This is a genomic window from Caballeronia sp. NK8 (assembly GCF_018408855.1).
GTDB lineage: Bacteria > Pseudomonadota > Gammaproteobacteria > Burkholderiales > Burkholderiaceae > Caballeronia.
The window spans coordinates 463,003-480,186 of sequence record NZ_AP024325.1 but is presented as its reverse complement, the minus strand read 5'-3'; the positions used below and the strand labels follow the sequence as shown (position 1 = coordinate 480,186).

The 17,184-nt window shown below is 63.6% G+C and carries 17 protein-coding genes; 8 read left to right on the top strand and 9 right to left on the bottom strand.

What is annotated here, in order from left to right; all coding sequences use genetic code 11:
* Positions 1 to 121 precede the first annotated feature (121 nt).
* On the top strand, positions 122 to 1,807 hold the full coding sequence (gene aspT, locus NK8_RS27605) for an aspartate-alanine antiporter (RefSeq protein WP_213232904.1): 1,686 nt from the start codon (positions 122 to 124) through the stop codon (positions 1,805 to 1,807).
* A 22-nt stretch (positions 1,808 to 1,829) separates the two neighbouring features.
* Entirely contained in the window at positions 1,830 to 3,479 is a 1,650-nt protein-coding gene (locus tag NK8_RS27600; RefSeq protein WP_162069942.1) for a bifunctional aspartate transaminase/aspartate 4-decarboxylase, read from the top strand.
* Positions 3,480 to 3,526: 47 nt separating this feature from the next.
* Here NK8_RS27600 and NK8_RS27595 read toward each other — a convergent pair whose 3' ends face one another.
* Positions 3,527 to 4,804, bottom strand: coding sequence for an MFS transporter (locus tag NK8_RS27595; protein ID WP_061177843.1), 1,278 nt, complete (start codon positions 4,802 to 4,804; stop codon positions 3,527 to 3,529).
* 25 nt (positions 4,805 to 4,829) lie between these two features.
* Positions 4,830 to 6,248, bottom strand: coding sequence for a M20 family metallopeptidase (locus NK8_RS27590; RefSeq protein WP_213232902.1), 1,419 nt, complete (start codon positions 6,246 to 6,248; stop codon positions 4,830 to 4,832).
* Positions 6,249 to 6,374: 126 nt separating this feature from the next.
* Between NK8_RS27590 and NK8_RS27585 the strand changes: the two genes are divergently transcribed.
* Positions 6,375 to 7,310, top strand: coding sequence for a LysR family transcriptional regulator (locus tag NK8_RS27585; RefSeq protein WP_213233225.1), 936 nt, complete (start codon positions 6,375 to 6,377; stop codon positions 7,308 to 7,310).
* A gap of 4 nt (positions 7,311 to 7,314) precedes the next feature.
* Here the strand turns inward: NK8_RS27585 and NK8_RS27580 are convergent, their stop codons facing one another.
* The 4 genes from NK8_RS27580 to NK8_RS27565 are packed head-to-tail and all read right to left on the bottom strand — an operon-like array spanning position 7,315 to position 10,613.
* A complete protein-coding gene (locus tag NK8_RS27580; RefSeq protein ID WP_213232900.1) occupies positions 7,315 to 7,695 on the bottom strand; it encodes a VOC family protein in 381 nt (126 codons plus the stop codon).
* Between the two features lie 55 nt (positions 7,696 to 7,750).
* Complete coding sequence (locus NK8_RS27575) at positions 7,751 to 9,013, bottom strand: patatin-like phospholipase family protein (RefSeq protein ID WP_213232898.1); 1,263 nt, start codon at positions 9,011 to 9,013, stop codon at positions 7,751 to 7,753.
* A 9-nt stretch (positions 9,014 to 9,022) separates the two neighbouring features.
* A complete protein-coding gene (locus NK8_RS27570; RefSeq protein WP_213232897.1) occupies positions 9,023 to 9,805 on the bottom strand; it encodes a 3-hydroxybutyrate dehydrogenase in 783 nt (260 codons plus the stop codon).
* Between the two features lie 28 nt (positions 9,806 to 9,833).
* Positions 9,834 to 10,613 carry an acetoacetate decarboxylase gene (locus tag NK8_RS27565; RefSeq protein WP_162069948.1) on the bottom strand — a complete coding sequence of 260 codons (780 nt, stop codon included), beginning with the start codon at positions 10,611 to 10,613 and terminating at the stop codon, positions 9,834 to 9,836.
* Positions 10,614 to 10,954: 341 nt separating this feature from the next.
* Between NK8_RS27565 and NK8_RS27560 the strand changes: the two genes are divergently transcribed.
* Entirely contained in the window at positions 10,955 to 11,143 is a 189-nt protein-coding gene (locus NK8_RS27560) for a hypothetical protein (protein ID WP_162069734.1), read from the top strand.
* Between the two features lie 67 nt (positions 11,144 to 11,210).
* Here NK8_RS27560 and NK8_RS27555 read toward each other — a convergent pair whose 3' ends face one another.
* From NK8_RS27555 to NK8_RS27545, 3 genes are all read right to left on the bottom strand, one after another.
* Positions 11,211 to 11,765: a hypothetical protein gene (locus NK8_RS27555; RefSeq protein WP_213232896.1), complete on the bottom strand. Its 555-nt coding sequence runs from the start codon at positions 11,763 to 11,765 to the stop codon at positions 11,211 to 11,213.
* A 5-nt stretch (positions 11,766 to 11,770) separates the two neighbouring features.
* Complete coding sequence (locus NK8_RS27550) at positions 11,771 to 12,622, bottom strand: oxidoreductase (protein WP_213232895.1); 852 nt, start codon at positions 12,620 to 12,622, stop codon at positions 11,771 to 11,773.
* A 131-nt stretch (positions 12,623 to 12,753) separates the two neighbouring features.
* The gene (locus NK8_RS27545) at positions 12,754 to 13,005 is read right to left on the bottom strand and encodes a hypothetical protein (RefSeq protein ID WP_162069951.1); all 252 of its coding nucleotides are present in this window, start codon (positions 13,003 to 13,005) and stop codon (positions 12,754 to 12,756) included.
* A gap of 171 nt (positions 13,006 to 13,176) precedes the next feature.
* Between NK8_RS27545 and NK8_RS27540 the strand changes: the two genes are divergently transcribed.
* From NK8_RS27540 to NK8_RS27525, 4 genes are all read left to right on the top strand, one after another.
* Entirely contained in the window at positions 13,177 to 14,436 is a 1,260-nt protein-coding gene (locus NK8_RS27540; protein WP_213232894.1) for an MFS transporter, read from the top strand.
* Positions 14,437 to 14,634: 198 nt separating this feature from the next.
* Complete coding sequence (locus NK8_RS27535) at positions 14,635 to 15,360, top strand: ABC transporter permease (protein WP_162069953.1); 726 nt, start codon at positions 14,635 to 14,637, stop codon at positions 15,358 to 15,360.
* A 3-nt stretch (positions 15,361 to 15,363) separates the two neighbouring features.
* Positions 15,364 to 16,482: an ABC transporter ATP-binding protein gene (locus tag NK8_RS27530; protein WP_213232893.1), complete on the top strand. Its 1,119-nt coding sequence runs from the start codon at positions 15,364 to 15,366 to the stop codon at positions 16,480 to 16,482.
* 110 nt (positions 16,483 to 16,592) lie between these two features.
* Positions 16,593 to 17,180, top strand: a complete 588-nt coding sequence (locus NK8_RS27525; protein WP_225936516.1) for an ABC transporter permease — start codon at positions 16,593 to 16,595, stop codon at positions 17,178 to 17,180.
* The last annotated feature ends 4 nt before the right edge of the window (positions 17,181 to 17,184 follow it).

The window sequence follows — 17,184 nt, the reverse complement described above, 5'->3', positions numbered from 1 at the left end:
CATGCGCCAATTGGACACAACCGGCGTCGATCGTCAGGGAGGCGCGGCTTTGCGATTGAGCAAGGAAGACAGCACCACATCGGTGCATAGTACATGTTCGCGTTTTCAATGAGAGGGCACGATGGACTGGATACACAACATCTTTCACAAGTCACCCGAGATAGCGTTGTTCCTGTCGCTGGCCGTGGGGTATTTCATCGGCCAGATCAACTTCGGCAAGTTCCAGCTCGGCGGCGTGGGCGGCTCGCTGCTGGCGGCCGTGGTGATCAGCCAGGCGGGCGTGTCGATCGACAACGGCGTGAAAGCGGTGATGTTCGCCGTCTTCATCTACGCGGTCGGCTACGACTCGGGGCCGGGCTTTTTCAACTCGCTCAACCGCAAGACGCTGCGTGAAATCGCGATGGCGGTGTTTCTGGCCGTATCGGCGCTCGTGACCGTCATCATCTGCGCGAAGATTTTCCATCTGAACAAGGGGCTCGCAGCGGGCCTCGCAGGCGGCGCGCTCACGCAGTCAGCCATCATCGGCACGGCGGGCGATGCCATCGCGCGGCTCGGCCTGCCCGCCGAAGAAGTGAAATCGCTGCAGTCGGACGTCGCCATTGCGTACGCGGTGACCTACGTGTTCGGCTCGCTCGGCGCGATCATCGTGTGCGTGAACATCCTGCCGAAGTTCATGGGACGCGACCTGCGCTCCGCCGCGCTCGATGCCGAAGCGAAGCTCGCGGGCGGCACGCCGTCGCGCGGGCCGGGGCAACTCGCGGCGCTGCCCGAACTGGTCGGACGGGCGTTCAGGGTCGGACCGGCGGCGGGACGCAAGGTCTCCGAGATCGAAATGGCGGCGCAAGATTTCGTGTCGGTCGAGAAGATCCGGCGCGCGGGCAAGGAGATCGAGCCGGGGCCGGACGTCGTGCTCGCCGCCGATGACATCGTGCTCGTGGTCGGGCGGCGCGAGGGCATGGTGCCCGTCGCGCCCAGGATCGGCACGGAAATATCGGACGTCACCGATGTCAGCGCGGTCATGCAGACGCGCCAGGCCGTGTTCACCGCGAAAGGCCTGAACCACACGACGATCCAGAAAGTGCGCGAGACCGTCGACCGCGATCTGCGCCACGGCGTCTTCCTCGAAAGCATCACGCGCGTCGGCCAGCCGGTGCCGATTCTGCCCGAGACACAGCTCGAACACGGCGACGTGCTCACCTACTTCGGCTCCGCGAAAGACACGAAGCGCGCGGTGGAGGCGACGGGCTACGAGCTGCCCTACTCGATCAAGACCGACTTCATCTATATGGGCGTCGGCATGTTCGTGGGCCTGTTGATCGGGCTGGTCGTGGTCAATATCGGCGGCGTGCCGCTCACGCTCGGGTCGGGCGGCGGCTGCCTGCTCGCGGGCCTCGTGTTCGGCTGGATGCGCGGCAAGCATCCGATGTACGGCGTGATGCCGCCCGCCGCATCGCGCCTGTTGCAGGACTTCGGGCTGGCGGCGTTCGTCGCGGTGGTCGGTCTGAACTCGGGATTGCAGGCCGTGACGACGATCAAGCAGCTCGGCGTCACGATCTTCCTGCTCGGCGTGGTCGTGACGATGGTCCCGCTGCTGCTCACGATGCTGTTCGGTCGCTACGTGCTGAAGTACGACAACGCGGCGATTCTGGCGGGTGCGCTGTCCGGCTCGCGCAGCGCGAACCCGGCTTTCGGCGGCGTGCTGGACAAGGCCGAAAGCGCCGTGCCGACCGTCCCGTTCGCAATCACCTACGCGATCGCGAACGTGCTGCTCACATTATTGGGACCGCTCGTCGTCGGTCTGGTTTGAATCTTTCACTGGAGAACGCATCATGGCAAAGGCCAACAAGAGCAAGGATCAGGCAGCGCTGCAGGCATTGAGTCCGTTCGAACTGAAAGACGAGCTGATCAAGGCGGCGGGCGGCGGAGCGGTCGAACGTCCGGCCAATATCTCGATGCTGAACGCCGGACGCGGCAACCCGAACTTTCTCGCGACGATTCCGCGCCACGGCTTCTGGCAGCTCGGTCTCTTTGCGATGCGCGAGTCGGAGCGCTCGTTCGCGTACATGCCCGAGGGCGTCGGCGGTTTTCCGAAGCGTGAAGGGCTGAGCGAGCGCTTCGAGTTGTTCCTGCGCGAGAACAAGGGCGTGCCCGGCATCGCGTTTCTCGCGGGCGCGGTGTCGTATGTGCGCGATCAGCTCGGCCTGTCGGGCAACGATTTCCTCTATGAGATGTGCGAAGGCATTCTCGCGTCGAACTATCCGGTGCCGGACCGGATGCTCAAGCTCTCGGAAGTCATCGTCGGGCAATATCTGCGGCGCGAGATGATCGGCAAGTATCCGTTCGTCGGCGAGTTCGACATCTTCGCCGTCGAAGGCGGCACGGCCGCGATGACGTACATCTTCAACACGATGAAGCAGAACCATCTGATCAAGGCGGGCGACACCATCGCGCTCGGCCGCCCGATCTTCACGCCGTACATCGAGATTCCGACGCTCGGCGAGTACGACCTGAAAGTCGTGAATCTGGACGCCGATGTCGAGAACAACTGGCAATACTCGAAGGCCGAACTCGACAAGCTGCGCGATCCGAAGGTGAAGGCGTTCTTCCTCGTGAACCCGAGCAATCCGCCCTCTGTGAGGATCAGCGACGAGAGCCTCGAATACATTGCGCAGATCGTCAAGGAACGCCCCGATCTGATCCTGCTGACGGACGATGTGTACGGCACCTTCGCCGACGACTTCGTGTCGCTGTTCGCGCTCGCGCCGAAGAACACGATTCTCGTCTACTCGTACTCGAAGTATTTCGGCGCGACGGGCTGGCGGCTCGGCACGATCGCGACGCACAAGGACAACATCCTCGACAAGCTGATTTCCGAGTTGCCGAAGGACACGAAGAAGATCCTGCACCATCGCTACGAGTCGATCACGACCGAGCCGGACAAGCTGAAGTTCATCGACCGGCTGGTTGCGGACAGCCGCACTGTCGCGCTGAATCACACCGCGGGACTGTCGACGCCTCAGCAAGTGCAGATGGTGCTGTTCTCGCTGTTCTCGCTGATGGACACGCCGGATGCCTACAAGGACGCGCTCAAGCGCCTGATCCGCAGCCGCAAGCGCGCGCTTTATGAAGAGATCGGCATTGCGTTCGACGAAAAGGACGCGAATCAGGTCGACTACTACTCGATCATCGACATGGAGTATTTCGGCGAGCGTGCGTACGGGCGCGAATTCGTCGACTGGCTGCTCAAGCACACCGAGGCGTCGGAACTGCTGTTCCGTCTGGCGACCGACGCGCGCGTCGTGCTGCTGCCGGGCATGGGCTTCGGCACGAAGCATCCGTCGGGGCGTGTATCGCTCGCGAATCTCAACGAGTCCGACTACCGGAAGATCGGACGCGCGATCCGCAAGCTCACCGACGAGTATGTCGAGCGCTACATCAAGGAGACGGGCAAGAAGATCGAGAGAAAAGAGGTCAAGTAAGGACGGCTGTGCGAGGACTGCCCGCTGCATGCGGCGGGCAGCCGCCCTCACGCCGCGACGCGCAACGCCCCCATCCCGCCCTTGCCCCGGCTCACCGCAGCCAGCGCCGCGAGACTGATCATCGCCGTGAACATCATGTAGAAGCTTGGCGCCGCCTTGCTGCCGGTCGCGCTCAGCAGCCAGATGATGATCGCGGGCGTGAAGCCGCCGAACACCGTCACGCCGATGTTATAGCCGATCGACATGCCCGTCGCGCGCGTCGACACGGGAAAGATCTCCGACATCAGCGCCGGCAACGCGCCGAAGTAGATCGCCTTGAGCAGCGCGAGCCACGCGACGAGCGCGAACAGCGCCGGCACCGACACATGCCCGACGACATACGCGAACGCCGGATACCCCGTCACGAAGAGCAGCAACGCGGCGGTCGACATCTGCTTCACGCGCCCGATCTTGTCCGACAGATGGCCCGCGAACGGCGTGACCAAGGTCAGCATCAATCCCGCGACGGTGCTCGCCGCGAAGCCCGTCGAGGCATCGAGATGCAGCTCGCGCATCGCGAAGGTCGGCACGTACTGCAGCAGATAGTTCACTGCCGTCGATACCGTCAGCGCGCCGATCGAAATCAGCAGCAAGGTCTTTTGCCGCGCGAACACATCGCGCACCGGCGTGGCCGTGTGTTCGGCTTCGGTGTAATCGGTCGCGTCTTCCAGATAGCGCCTCAGGAACAGGCCCGCCGGCCCGATCAGCAAGCCGAAGAAGAACGGAATGCGCCAGCCCCACGCGGCGAGTTCGGCGGCGGGCATCAGCTTGGCGAGCGCGAAACCGAAGAGCGACGCGAGCAAGGTCGCGAGTCCTTGCGTCGCGAATTGCCAGCTCGCGAGCAGGCCGCGCCGGTCGGGCGCGTGCTCGATCAGCATGGCCGTGGACGCGCCGAACTCCCCGCCCGCCGAAAAGCCCTGGATCAGACGCGCGATGAACACGCCCGCCGGCGCGATCAGCCCGATCGACGCGTAAGTCGGAATCACCGCGATGATCGCCGTGCCGATCATCATCAGGCCGACCGACATCATCAGCGCCGCCTTGCGCCCGCGCTTGTCGGCATAGGCGCCGAGCACCATGCCGCCGATCGGCCGCACCAGATACGATGCGCCGAACGAGCCGAAGGTGAGCAGCATCGACGCTGTCTCGTTCGCGGCCGGGAAAAAGTTCTTCGCGATATACACCGCGAAAAACGCATAGATCGCGATATCGAACCATTCGAGCGCGTTGCCGACCGAAGTCGCGAGCACGATCTGCGTCAGACTCAGAGGCTTTTTGTTCATGATGTCCGCGTGTGAGTGAAGTCGTCTGTCAACGGGCGTTGCGCGTGGCGACGATCGCCTCGCCCGCTTCGCCGAGATCCCACCAGAGGCCCGCCATCAGGCCGAGCGATTCGCGCATGACCGGCGCGAGCACGTGCTCGTTCGGCGCGTGCTGATTGCAGGCGGGATATGAATGCGGCACCCAGAGCGTCGGCAGGCCGAGCGTTTTCGCGAAGACGTCGTTGGGCACGGTGCCGCCGAGATTCGGCAGCAAGGCCGGCTTCTTGCCGGTGGTCGCGCGCATCGAATCGAGCGCCCAGTGGACCCACGGATCGTCGAGTTCGAGACGCGTCGCGGGCGTGCCGCGCGTCGCCTTCACGCTCACTTCGGTGAAGCCGTGCGCCGCGAAATGGCGTTCGAGATGCGTCTGCAAGTTCTCCCAGTCCGTGCCGACGACGAAGCGCAACTGACACACCGCTTTCGCAGCGGGCGGAATCGCGTTGACGGGCGCATCGGCGTTGCCGGATTTCATCGCGAGCACTTCGAGCGCATTCCAGCCGATCACGCGTTCGGTCGGCGTCAGGCCCGGTTCGCCCCAGGTCGGATCGATCTCGGGCGAGCTTTCGTCGCGGCCCAGTTCGATATCGGCGAGCGCGGCGCGGACCGCAGCGGAAATCGGCGGCGGCCGCAATCCTTCCACAGCGATGCGCCCGTCGCGATCGACGAGACTCGCGATCGCATGCGACAGCACGACCGCCGGATTGCGCAGCACGCCGCCCCAGTTGCCCGAGTGATGCCCGCCTTCGCGCAGATCGACCGTCAGTTCGAACGGCACGCCGCCGCGCGAACCGAGAAAGAGCGTCGGTCGCTCCGCCGAGACGCGCGGGCCATCGGACGCAATGAACACGTCGGCTGCGAGCGCGTCCTTGTGCGCGGCGCAGACTTCGTCGAGACCCGGCGAACCGATTTCCTCGCCGGTCTCGAAGATCACCTTCACGTTGTAGCCGAGCTTGCCGTCGCGCGCCTGGAGCACCGCTGCGAGCGCCGCGAAGTTGACCGAATGCTGGCCCTTGTTGTCGGCGGTGCCGCGACCGTACCAGCGGTCTTTGTCGACGACGATCTCCCACGGCTTCAGGCCCGCGCGCCATTGCTCGTCGTAGCCGCGCACGACATCGCCGTGGCCGTAGGTCAGCACGGTCGGCGCGCGGTCCGACTCGTGCCGTTCGGCGATCAGAAACGGCGGGCCGTCGGCGACGGGGTTCTCGATCACGCGCGCCGTGAAGCCGAGACGCGCGAGCGTGTCGCTGACTTCATCGGTCAGATAGGCGTGCAGCGCGGCATTCGGCCCGTTCTGGCTCTCGGTGCGAACCGCGACGCGGCGCTGCAAATCGGCCAAAAACACGCCCGAATCGAACGACTGGCACGCTATATCGATGGCGGTTTTTCGAGTGTTATGGGGCTCTTTCACGACGTCTCCGGATGAAATGATCACTGCAATTCCGGCCAGTCTAGGAACGCCAATAATTCGCGACAATTTCAAAATTTGCGGATAGCATTGCCAAAAAGGCAACGCTCGACGATCGGGGAAAGCTTCGTGCTGCATGGCATCGCACTCAAATACTTCGTGGAAGTCGCGCGCGTCGGCTCGCTCGCGGCGGCATCGGAACAGCTTCACGTGGCGGTATCGGCGATCAGCCGGCAGATCGCGAAACTGGAGGAACAGGCGGGCACGCCGCTATTCGAGCGCATGCCGCGCGGCATGATCCTGACCGAAGCGGGCGAACTGCTGGTGCAGCACGCGCGTCGCGCGTTGATGGATGGCGACGCGGTGCTCGACGAAATCTCGGACATGCATGCGCTCGGGCGCGGGATCGTACGCATCGGCTGCACGGAGGGTTTCACGCGCTGCTTTCTGCCGAGCGTGATGGCGGCGCATTATCGCGAGCACCCGCGCACGCGCTTCGTGATGCGCTCCGGCACGCCCGGGCAAGTCGAGCATTGGGTCGCGAGCGGCGAAGTGGATATCGGGCTCGCGTTTTCGACCTCGACATCGACGGCGCTGAGCGTCGAATACAGCGTCAAGGCGCCGGTGTGCGCGTTGCTGCCGCCGACGCATCCGCTCGCGGGCAAGCCAGGCCTCACGCTCGACGATATCCTTCAGTACCCCACTGCCGTGCTCGATCGCGGCACCACCGTGCGCCAGTTGATCGACTGGTGTTGTTCGGCGCGCGGCGTGCATCTGGAGCCGGTTCTTACGAGCAACAACTCGAGCGCCATGCATCATTTCGCCGCGCTCACTGGCGCGATCACGCTGGGCAGCGCGGTCGCGCTCGAAGGCGATCCCGGCCGGCAGACGCTCGTCGCCACGCCTATCGACGAGCCTTTGCTCAACGAACGTCTGCTGCAGGTGACGGTGATGCGCGAGCGCCGTCTGCCGCCCGTGGTCGATCAGTTTCTGAACACGCTGACGGACGCGCTGCGCGAGAGTCTCGGCAAGCCCGAGGCGCGCGCGAGGAGAAAAAAACGTTAGCCGGTTACTGTGTCGCGACCCACCACGTCGTGCCGGCGGCATCGCAAAAGCCGCCACGGAAGTCGTCATCGGCGCGTTTGCGCTCGGGCGCCTGCACGCTGCGCGCGCCGTGTTGCAACGCGCGGTCGTAGACGGCTTGCGCGTCGGGCACATAGACGTGGATGTGCGGACCGGACGATTGCTGATCCGTCGCGCCGCCGCCGATCATCACGACACTGTCGTCGATGCGTACCTCGGCGTGCATCAGCGAGCCGTCGGGACGATCGAAACGGCGGATCAATGCGCCTTCGAAGACACGTTCGAGAAACGTGATGATCGCTTCGGCGTTGGCGCAGACGAGATAGGGGCTGACGGAGGGGTAAGCGGCGGGCTTCCAGGCGGGCATGACGTTACTCGAAGTCGTGACGAGTGGATCAGCGTAATGGAAACCCGCGTCGGCTTCAAATCCCTTCGACCACATCCACATCATCCAGCTTCTGCGCCACCGCCTTCGGCATCTCGGCGGTCGCCTTCGGCGCAGGCTCGAAGCGGTGCACGTCATGCGTCACGAAGCCGAGATCATGGCTCGGCACCTCGAACCACTCCGGATGCCCGAACGAGCGGCGAATGTCGTCGAGACCGCTCGCCCAGTGTTCGTCCATCGTGTCGTTGCTGAACTCGAAGTCCTTGTAGTGTCCTTCGAAGAACTTGTTCTTGTAGATGAGATGCACGACGTTCACCGCGCCGCCATCCGCGACCTGCTGCGCCTCGCGCAACCCCGGATGCGTGCGCCGCACTTTCTCGGGAACGTGCTCCAGCAGTTCCTTGATGAGCCGCGCATGCTTCTGGTTATGCGAAACGAAGTCGGTGATCGCGCGCGTCCGGCTCGAATACTGAATGTCCTTCGTGCGCTCGCTCACATCGAGAAAATCGCCGGGCAGCGTGCCGCGCGCGCTCCACAGATCTACCTGAAATACGAGCGTGTCCTTGTGCTGGCTTTCGCGGATGATTTCCGTCAGCGGCGTATTCGATACGAGGCCGCCGTCCCAGTAGAACTCACCATCGATCTCCACCGCCGGAAAGCCCGGCGGCAACGCACCCGAGGCCATGAAATGCTCGGGCGCGAGACGCATCTTCGTATTGTCGAAGTAGACGAGATTGCCGGTACGCACATTCACCGCGCCCACCGACACTCGCATCGGCCCATCGTTGATGCGATCGAAATCGGCGAATTGCAGCAGCGTTGCGCGCAGCGCCGAGGTATCGTAGTAGCTCACTTCGCTGGGACGCCTGCTCTTCGTCTGGATCGACGGCACCTGCACGCGTGGCGAGAAGAAACCTTTCTGTCCTTCGGTCAGCGCGCGCGCCGCCGCCCACATGCTCGAAAACTTGCGGCCGAGATTGGCGAAGCCGAAGGCGGCGGGCACGAACGCGCCCACGTGCCCGATCAGATCCGCGGGCTGACAGATCGTGTTCCAGAAACCGCGCAGCGCGGCCACGCGGTCTTCAGGCGCATTGCCCGCGATGATCGCGGTATTCAGCGCGCCAATGGAAATGCCCGACGTCCACGTCGGTTCGACGCCGACTTCGGCAAGCCCTTCGAACACGCCGGCCTGATATGAACCCAGCGCGCCGCCGCCTTGCAGCACGAGGCAAACATCATCGTAGTCCGGCAGCGCGACATCGTTCGGCCGCGTGAGTGTGTTGCGTTGACTGCGGCGCATGAATTCTCCTTATTGCATGAACCAGCCGTGGCTCACGACGACCGACTGCCCCGTCAGCGCATTCGATTCGAAGCCCGCGAGGAACGCGACCGTGTTCGCGACATCGGCTACGGTCGTGAATTCGCCATCGACGGTTTCCTTCAGCATCACGTTCTTCACGACGTCTTCTTCCGAGATGCCGAGCGCCTTCGCCTGCTCGGGAATCTGCTTCTCGACGAGCGGCGTGCGTACGAAACCGGGGCACACCACATTGGCGCGCACGCCACGCGGACCGCCTTCTTTCGCGACGACGCGCGCCAGTCCCAGCAAGCCGTGCTTCGCCGTGACATACGCCGACTTCAGCTTCGATGCCTCATGCGAGTGCACCGATCCCATGTAGATGATCGAGCCGCCCTTGCCCGATGCGTACATATGCTTGATCGCGGCTTTCGTCGTCAGGAACGCGCCGTCGAGATGGATCGCGAGCATCTTCTTCCAGTCCGCATATGCGTACTCTTCGATCGGCGCGACGATCTGGATGCCCGCGTTCGATACCAGCACATCGATGCCGCCGAGCTTCGCCACCGTTTCTTCGATGCCCGCGTTCACCGCGTCTTCGCTCGTCACGTCCATCGACACGGCGATTGCCTTGCCGCCCGCCGCGACGATGCTGTCCGCGACCGTCTGCGCATTCGCGAGATTCAGATCGGCGATGACGACCGCCGCGCCGTCTGCCGCGAGCTTCCTCGCGGTCTGTTCGCCGATGCCGCTCGCTGCGCCCGTGACGAGCGCGACTTTTCCTTGCAATGCCATTTGGTTGATCCTTTCGATTGATGCGAATTTATTGATTGACGGCGAGTTTGAGTTCGTCGGGCGGCGCGAGATAGTCGTAGGCGACTTCGCCGATATCGAGCGTGAGATTCGCAATGACATGCCGCGCGCCGACGACCTTGCGCACCGGCAGATCGGCCACGGGCGCGAGCGCGTGCGCATGCAGTTCGAGCGCGGCCGGCCCTTCCCATGCGCCGATCACGCTCACATCGCGCAGAAAGAAGCGAACCAGTTCGCACACGCGCGCGGTGCCGTCGACATGCGGGATGACCTTCAGCAGATAGTTCGGCGTATCGGCGAGCTTCTTGCGCTCGGCTTCCAGATCGAGCGGACGATACTTGTAGCCCATCGTGCCCGTCGCGATGCGTTGCGTGCCGTAATCGAGCGTGCCGAGCAGCGTGTCCTTGCCATCGACGCCAAGACGCGGCGACGCGAGCTTCTTCGGAAAGCCCCAGATCTCGCGGCCACCCGCGATCGGGCCTTCGTCGTCGAGATACATCGCGTGCGTGTAGCTGCCCCTGTTGCCATCCGGATCGATGACGGAGATCACCTGACCGCTTTCGGTGTAGTCGCCGAAGCCCGATGAATCCGGCATGCGAATGAATTCGTAATGCACGAGACCGTTGTCCACCTTGAGCGGTTCGGGCACCACGGCGCGCAACGCGTCGAGATCGGTCTCATAGGAGATGATGAAGTACTCGCGCTCGAGGAAACGGAACGGCGGACGCGGGTAGGCGGGATTGTGCACAGGCATGGCGAAGGCATTCCTGCGGATGTCGTCTTCTTTCACTGGGTCGTCCCTGAGTTGAGAACAGGCACGATAGTAGATGCAGTCGATGACATTTGTCGCGGACCCACCCGCGCTCAAACGCAGCTATCGAAGCACTACGAAGCGACAAAATCTTGCTTGATCAGGCACTTGAGTACCCCTTCACTGAAATTGCACTTTTTTGTGCAATATACTGTTGCCGAAGCAGGACCGCCGCCCGGCGCTCAGATGGTTGAACGCGACCGGGACAGTGGCCCTCTTTGTTGCACCGGAATCGAGTCTCATGTTGCTCACCGTGCGAAGCGGCAATTCCCGCGTTGCTTTGCCGGTTTCTAAGGCCATCACCTCCAAACGAGTCTGCGATGAAAACGTCCTTGAAGAAATCCCTCGTGCTTCTGGTCCTGGCAGCGTTCGCTGCGCCGACACTGTCGTTCGCGGCTGCGGACTATCCGTCCAATAAGTCGCGCCCCGCGTATCACAAGAAGGGCCAGAAACACCACAAGAAGTCCTCGTCAACGACGACGCCGCCTCCCGCCGCACCCGCGCAGTAAGCCTTTTTGATTGATAAAAGCACGCGCATCCTCGACCGGGTGCGCGTGCTTCGTCTTTTTTAGGAAGCTATTTGTAAGAAAGCGCACGCATCGCTTCGATGCGTGCAGCGTCGATGTGTCCGCGCGCGGCCATCGCTTCGAGCGCGGCGAGCGCCGATGCAGGACCGCAGATCGATGCGGCTTTCGCGTCGGCATCGAGTTCGAGAGCGGCCGAACGGCTTGCACCATGCGCGCGCCGAATCTTCCAGCACGCGATGTACGCCAGCACGAAACCGAGACCGGGAACGCTCACGCGCCACAGGTCTTCATCGGATGAGCTGGCGAAGAACACGCACGGGATCGCGAAGAGCATGGCAACGCAGAGGCTCGTCCACGCGAAGTCGATGAGCATCGTCCTGCGTTGCGTCGCATGGCCGACTTCGTGCGCCACGACGATACACAGGAGCGGCTCCGGCAACGCGAGCGTGGCGCGATCGATCTCGATGCGGTTGAACAAGGCCTCATAGCACGGTCCGGCGGAAACCGCGACGAAGCGCACGCGTGGCGGCGCGACGTGCAGCGCCGCGGCGTCATCGGCGACGAGCGAGAGAATATGTCGTTCCTCCGCGCACAACGGCCTCATGATGATCAGCGCTCCGGGCTGTCGGTCCACTCGCTACGCGTCAGCCAGGCATCGATCTCGGCTGTGAGCTTCGCGAGCTTCGTGCGGACCAGTTCCAGCCCCGGCCCGCCGAGCACGAGATGCCCCGGCGGCTCGGCCGACGTGACCGCTTCGATGATCACCTGCGCGGCCCGCGCCGGATCGCCCGGCTGCTTGCCGCTGCGCTGCGCGATCGCCGCGCGCCGCACGCCCGAGGTCTGCGCGTAATCGTCGATGACATTGCGCGTCTGCTTCAGCGACCGCCCCGCCCAATCCGTGCGGAACGGTCCCGGCTCGACCGCCGTCACCTTGATGCCGAGCGTTTCGGTTTCGCGCGCGAGCGCTTCGCCGAGGCCTTCGAGCGCGAACTTCGTCGCCGCGTAATAACCGCTGCCCGGATTGCCGACGAGCCCACCCACCGACGTAATGTTGACCACGTGCCCCGAGCGACGCTCGCGCATGCGCGGCAGCACGGCCCGGATCATCGCGGCGGCGCCAAAGAAATTCGTCTCGAACATCGCGCGCACTTCGTCGTCTTCGCCCTCTTCCACGGCCGAGAGATAGCCGAAACCCGCGTTGTTCACGAGCACGTCGATATGGCCGAAAGCGGCATGAGCATCGTCGACCGCTGCGCGGATTTCATCGGCGCGCGTGACGTCGAGACGCACCGCGATCGCGCGATCTCCGGCGCGTTCGACGAGATCGGCGACACTGTCCGGATCGCGCGCGGCCACGACCGCACGCCAGCCCTTCCCGATCACCGCCGACGCCAGTTCCCGGCCGAAACCGGTCGAGCATCCGGTGATGAACCAGACAGGCGTGTCATTCGAAACGGTCATTGCGGTTCTCCATGGAAAACGCGCGGCGTGCCGATCGTCGCGACCGTGACGCGCGCACGTGTATTCGTTCGAAATCGGGGGTCTCACGTCATGTTGCAACAAATCGGGCGCGCACGCAGCGCGTGCTCGAATTAGCGCAGCGCCGGCATGCGAATGGCGCGATGCTGCCGCGGTTCGAACAACACCGACTGCTCGATGCGGGCAGCTACCTGTCGCCATCCGGCGAGTTCGTCGTCGAGCACGGCGAGCGTCAGAAGAATGCGCTCGCGGTCGTGTTTCGTCTGCGCATGCTCCGCGCTCGCGCGCAGAGACACGAGCGACGCCTCGCGCTCTGCGATCTGCCGCGCGATTCTTTCTGTCAGGCGTTTCAGTGATTGGTCCATTTCCGTATGACAGGATGATGTCACCAACACATGAGCAAACACCGCGCCCGGCCTGTCCAACGCACAATGCCGCCTGCGTGCAAGGCGATGTCGCTCCCGTGCTACACGCCGGTGCGGTCCCGTCCTTATAGTGAGCCGTCGATCCGGCGCGCATTCATTCGAGGCGAGAGCGTGAGCACTGAAGAACTGGGCAGCATGAGTGTTGCGGGTGAATGCCATAAACGCGATGACACCGGGCCTCCTTTTGGCCGCATCGTTTCGTCGATCGCCAGCCTGTTGCTCGGCTTCGCGCTGCTCGTGATGGGCAATGGCCTGCTCGGCACACTGGTCGCGCTGCGCATGGTCCATGCGAACTTTCCGGCTTCGACGATCGGCTTCGTTCAGGCCGCCTATTACACGGGCTTCATGCTCGGCGCATGGCGCGGCTCCGCGATCATCGCGCGCGTCGGGCATCATCGCGCGTTCGCGGCCTTCGCGGCGCTCGCCGCGTGCAGCGCGCTCGGTTATGCGGTCAGTTCGCAGGCGCCCGTCTGGATGGCGTTGCGCTTCATGACGGGCTTTTCGCTCGTCGGCATCTTCGCCGTGATGGAGAGCTGGCTCAATGGCGTCGCGCCCAATGCCTTTCGCGGACGAGTGTTCTCCGTGTATCTCATCACCACCTATCTGTGCGTGGGCGCGGGGCAGTTTCTCATCGGCGTCGCGAGTCCGAATGGCTTCGAACTGTTCAGCCTCGTGGCGGGCCTCTTCGCGCTGTCGCTCGTGCCCGCGAGTCTCGCGCGCGTTGCCGTCGCGAACAGCGATGAACGGCCCGAGCCGGCCGGTCCGCTCGAATCGCCGCCGAAGACAAAGCTCAAGGCGTTGCCGGCGCTATGGCGCGACGCGCCGCTCGCGTTATGGGGATGCTTCGCGTCGGGTCTGCTCAACAGCACGTTCTATGCGCTCTATCCCGTGTACATGCGCGGCGCGGGTTATGCCGTCGACGAGATATCGCATTTCATGGGCGTCGCGCTGATCGCGGCGCTGCTGCCGCAATGGCCGCTCGCTCATCTGTCGGACAGGCTCGATCGCACGCGCGTGATTCGCGGCATTGCCTTCACGCTGATGATCGCGAGCGCCACGCTGTTCGTCTTTCACGGCGCGGCGTTCGTGCAACCCGTCGCGTATCTCTTCGTGAGTCTCATCTTCACCATCTACGGCGTATCGGTCGCGCACGCGAACGACTGGATCGCTTCGCATCAACGCGTGGCGGTGAGCGCCGGCCTGCTGTTGACGTTCGCGCTCGGCGGCAGTATCGGCCCGATCGCGGCTTCGTTCGTGATGACTTGCCTGGGTCCGGCGGGCCTGTATTTCTTCTCGATGTGCGTGACCGCCGCCCTCCTCGCGCTCGCCTGGCGCAACCTGCGCGTGCGCCGCGATGCCGCATCGCATTGACCGTACCGTACATTCCCCTAGTTTCATACACGTCTGATTTAAAAGAACAAATTGTAGTCACGTGTGCGTCATGCCGCTTTTGTGACAAACAATGTCGGGTCGATGTTAGCCATATGTCCCCACTCCGCTCTATCGTTTAGTCCATAGCAGGACCCAAACACAGACACGGCTCTTCAACGAAGGAGCTCAGGAGACATAGTGGAAACCCTTGCCTTCATCTGGGACAACCTGGCAAGCATCGCCAGGATGACCGCCGAGCACATCGAGATCGTCGGAGTGGGCGTCGGACTCGCGATCATCACCGGCGTGCCGCTCGGCATCGTCATCACCATCAATCAACGCCTCGCGAAGATCGTGCTGTATGTCGCCGCGATCATCATGACGATTCCCTCCGTCGCGCTGTTCGGCCTGATGATCCCCGTCCTCTCCGTGATCGGCCAGGGCATCGGCTTTCTGCCGACGGTCATCTCGCTCTTCCTCTATTCGCAACTGCCGATCGTGCGCAACACCTACACCGCGATCACCAATATCGATCCGGCGCTGCGTGAAGCCGCGCGCGGCATGGGCATGACGACCGGCGAGCGTCTGCGCAAGGTCGAGATCCCGATCGCGTTGCCGATCATCATGGCCGGCGTGCGCATGGCAGTGGTGATCAACGTGGGCATCGCGGCGATCGCGGCGTATATCGGCGCGGGCGGCCTCGGCAAGCTCATCAGCCGCGGCATTTCGCAATCGGACCCGCGTCAGTTGATCGCTGGCGCGATTCTGGTGAGCGTGCTCGCCATCGCCGCCGATATCGGTCTTTCATGGGTTCAACGCTTTCTCACGCCCAAGGGTCTTCGCGCGCCTTCCCGCGCAGGCAGCCTCGCGCTGCGTCTCTCCGCCATGACGGGCTTTCGCAAACAAACCGGACACGCGCAATAGATCATGATCAAGCTCTCCAACCTTACCAAGCGATATGACGGCGCGGCGAGCCCGGTCGTCGACGGCATCAACATGGAAGTCGGCGCGGGCGAGATCTGCGTGCTGCTCGGGCCGTCGGGATGCGGCAAGACCACGACGCTCAAGATGATCAACCGTCTCGTGCGTCCCACCTCCGGCAAGATCTATCTGGAAGGACGCGATACGGACGAGTTCGAAGTCGTCGAGTTGCGTCGCCGCATCGGTTATGTGATCCAGCAGATCGGGCTCTTTCCGAACATGACGGTCGAGGAAAACATCAGCGTGGTGCCGACGCTGCTCGGCTGGGACAAGGCGAAGGCGCGCCGCCGCGCGGCGGAACTGCTGGAGATCGTGGCGCTCGATCCGGCCACGTACCTCACGCGCTATCCGAAGGATCTGTCGGGCGGTCAGGCGCAACGCGTGGGCGTGGCCCGCGCGCTCGCCACCGATCCGCCCGTCATGCTGATGGACGAACCGTTCGGCGCCATCGATCCGATCAACCGCGAACTGATTCAGGACGAGTTCCTGCGCATTCAGAAGCAGGTGAAGAAGACGATCATGTTCGTGAGCCACGACATCGACGAAGCCGTGAAAATGGCCGACAAGATCGCGATCTTCCGCAACGGCCATCTCGAACAATTCGATTCGCCGGACAACATTCTCGCGCGGCCCGCGACGCCGTTCATCGCAGGCTTCGTCGGTTCGGACCGGGCGCTCAAGCGTCTGCGTCTGCTGCGTGCCCGCGATGCGCTCGGCGCATGCGACTGCCTCGTGCGCGTCGGCGAGGACAGCACGCGCGCCCGCGCGATGATGGAAAAGCACGGTGTCGAACAGATCGTGCTCGTCGATGCCGCCGACAAACCGCACGGCTATCTCACGGTCGACCGCCTGCTGAAAGTCGAAGGCCCGATCACGGCGGCGCACGCGCTGCCCGTGCAGGCCACCGCGAGCCAGAAAGATGACCTGCGCACAGTGGTTTCGACGATGTTCGCGAGCGGCGCATCGTGGATGCCCGCCATCGATGACGACGGCCGCTTCGTCGGCTATGTGAGTCAGGAACGCATCGTCGATATGTTGAAGCTTCCCGCAGGAGAGCACGCATGAAACGCCTCTTGTCAGTCGCGCTGCTTGCATTGAGCACGCAGGCGCACGCGGATAGTTGGTGGGAAAGCATCGTGCAGTACCGCAGCGACATCGTCTATCAGGGCGTGCACATGATGATGATGGTCGTGGTGGCGGGCGTGCTCGCGATCATCGTCGCGATTCCGGCGGGCGTCTATCTGAGCCGTCCTTCGCAAAAGCGCGGCGCGGCCGTCGTGATGCAGTCGCTCAACGCGGGACAGGCCGTGCCGAAGCTCGCGCTGCTCGCCCTCGCGATGAGCGTGATGGGCATCGGCGCGGTGCCCGCGATCTTCGGGCTGTGGGTCGCGACGCTGCTGCCGATCGCCTTGAACACCTACGAAGGCCTGCGCGCGGTGCCGCGCTCGCTGATCGAAGCCGCGACCGGCATGGGCATGACGCCGTGGCAGATTCTCTGGCGCGTCGAGCTTCCCAATGCGCTCTATGTGATCTTCGCGGGCATCCGCACGGCACTGGCGATCACGGTCGGTACGGCGCCGCTCGCATTTCTGATCGGCGGCGGCGGGCTCGGTGAGCTGATCTTCACCGGCATCGATCTTAACGATTTCGGCATGCTGCTCGCGGGCGCCGTTCCGACCGCGCTGCTCGCGATCTTCACGGATGCGTTCGTCGGGCAGATGCAGCGCCTGCTCGTTTCGCGCGGCGTGAATCCGCAAACCTGACTTA

What these genes read in the sequence shown, in the direction of transcription:
- aspT (WP_213232904.1), top strand. Translation starts at nt 122, where the DNA reads ATGGACTGGATACACAACATCTTTCACAAGTCACCCGAGATAGCGTTG.
- NK8_RS27600 (WP_162069942.1), top strand. Translation starts at nt 1,830, where the DNA reads ATGGCAAAGGCCAACAAGAGCAAGGATCAGGCAGCGCTGCAGGCATTG.
- NK8_RS27580 (WP_213232900.1), bottom strand. Translation starts at nt 7,695, where the DNA reads ATGCCCGCCTGGAAGCCCGCCGCTTACCCCTCCGTCAGCCCCTATCTC.
- NK8_RS27575 (WP_213232898.1), bottom strand. Translation starts at nt 9,013, where the DNA reads ATGCGCCGCAGTCAACGCAACACACTCACGCGGCCGAACGATGTCGCG.
- NK8_RS27570 (WP_213232897.1), bottom strand. Translation starts at nt 9,805, where the DNA reads ATGGCATTGCAAGGAAAAGTCGCGCTCGTCACGGGCGCAGCGAGCGGC.
- NK8_RS27560 (WP_162069734.1), top strand. Translation starts at nt 10,955, where the DNA reads ATGAAAACGTCCTTGAAGAAATCCCTCGTGCTTCTGGTCCTGGCAGCG.
- NK8_RS27555 (WP_213232896.1), bottom strand. Translation starts at nt 11,765, where the DNA reads ATGAGGCCGTTGTGCGCGGAGGAACGACATATTCTCTCGCTCGTCGCC.
- NK8_RS27550 (WP_213232895.1), bottom strand. Translation starts at nt 12,622, where the DNA reads ATGACCGTTTCGAATGACACGCCTGTCTGGTTCATCACCGGATGCTCG.
- NK8_RS27545 (WP_162069951.1), bottom strand. Translation starts at nt 13,005, where the DNA reads ATGGACCAATCACTGAAACGCCTGACAGAAAGAATCGCGCGGCAGATC.
- NK8_RS27530 (WP_213232893.1), top strand. Translation starts at nt 15,364, where the DNA reads ATGATCAAGCTCTCCAACCTTACCAAGCGATATGACGGCGCGGCGAGC.
- NK8_RS27525 (WP_225936516.1), top strand. Translation starts at nt 16,593, where the DNA reads ATGATGATGATGGTCGTGGTGGCGGGCGTGCTCGCGATCATCGTCGCG.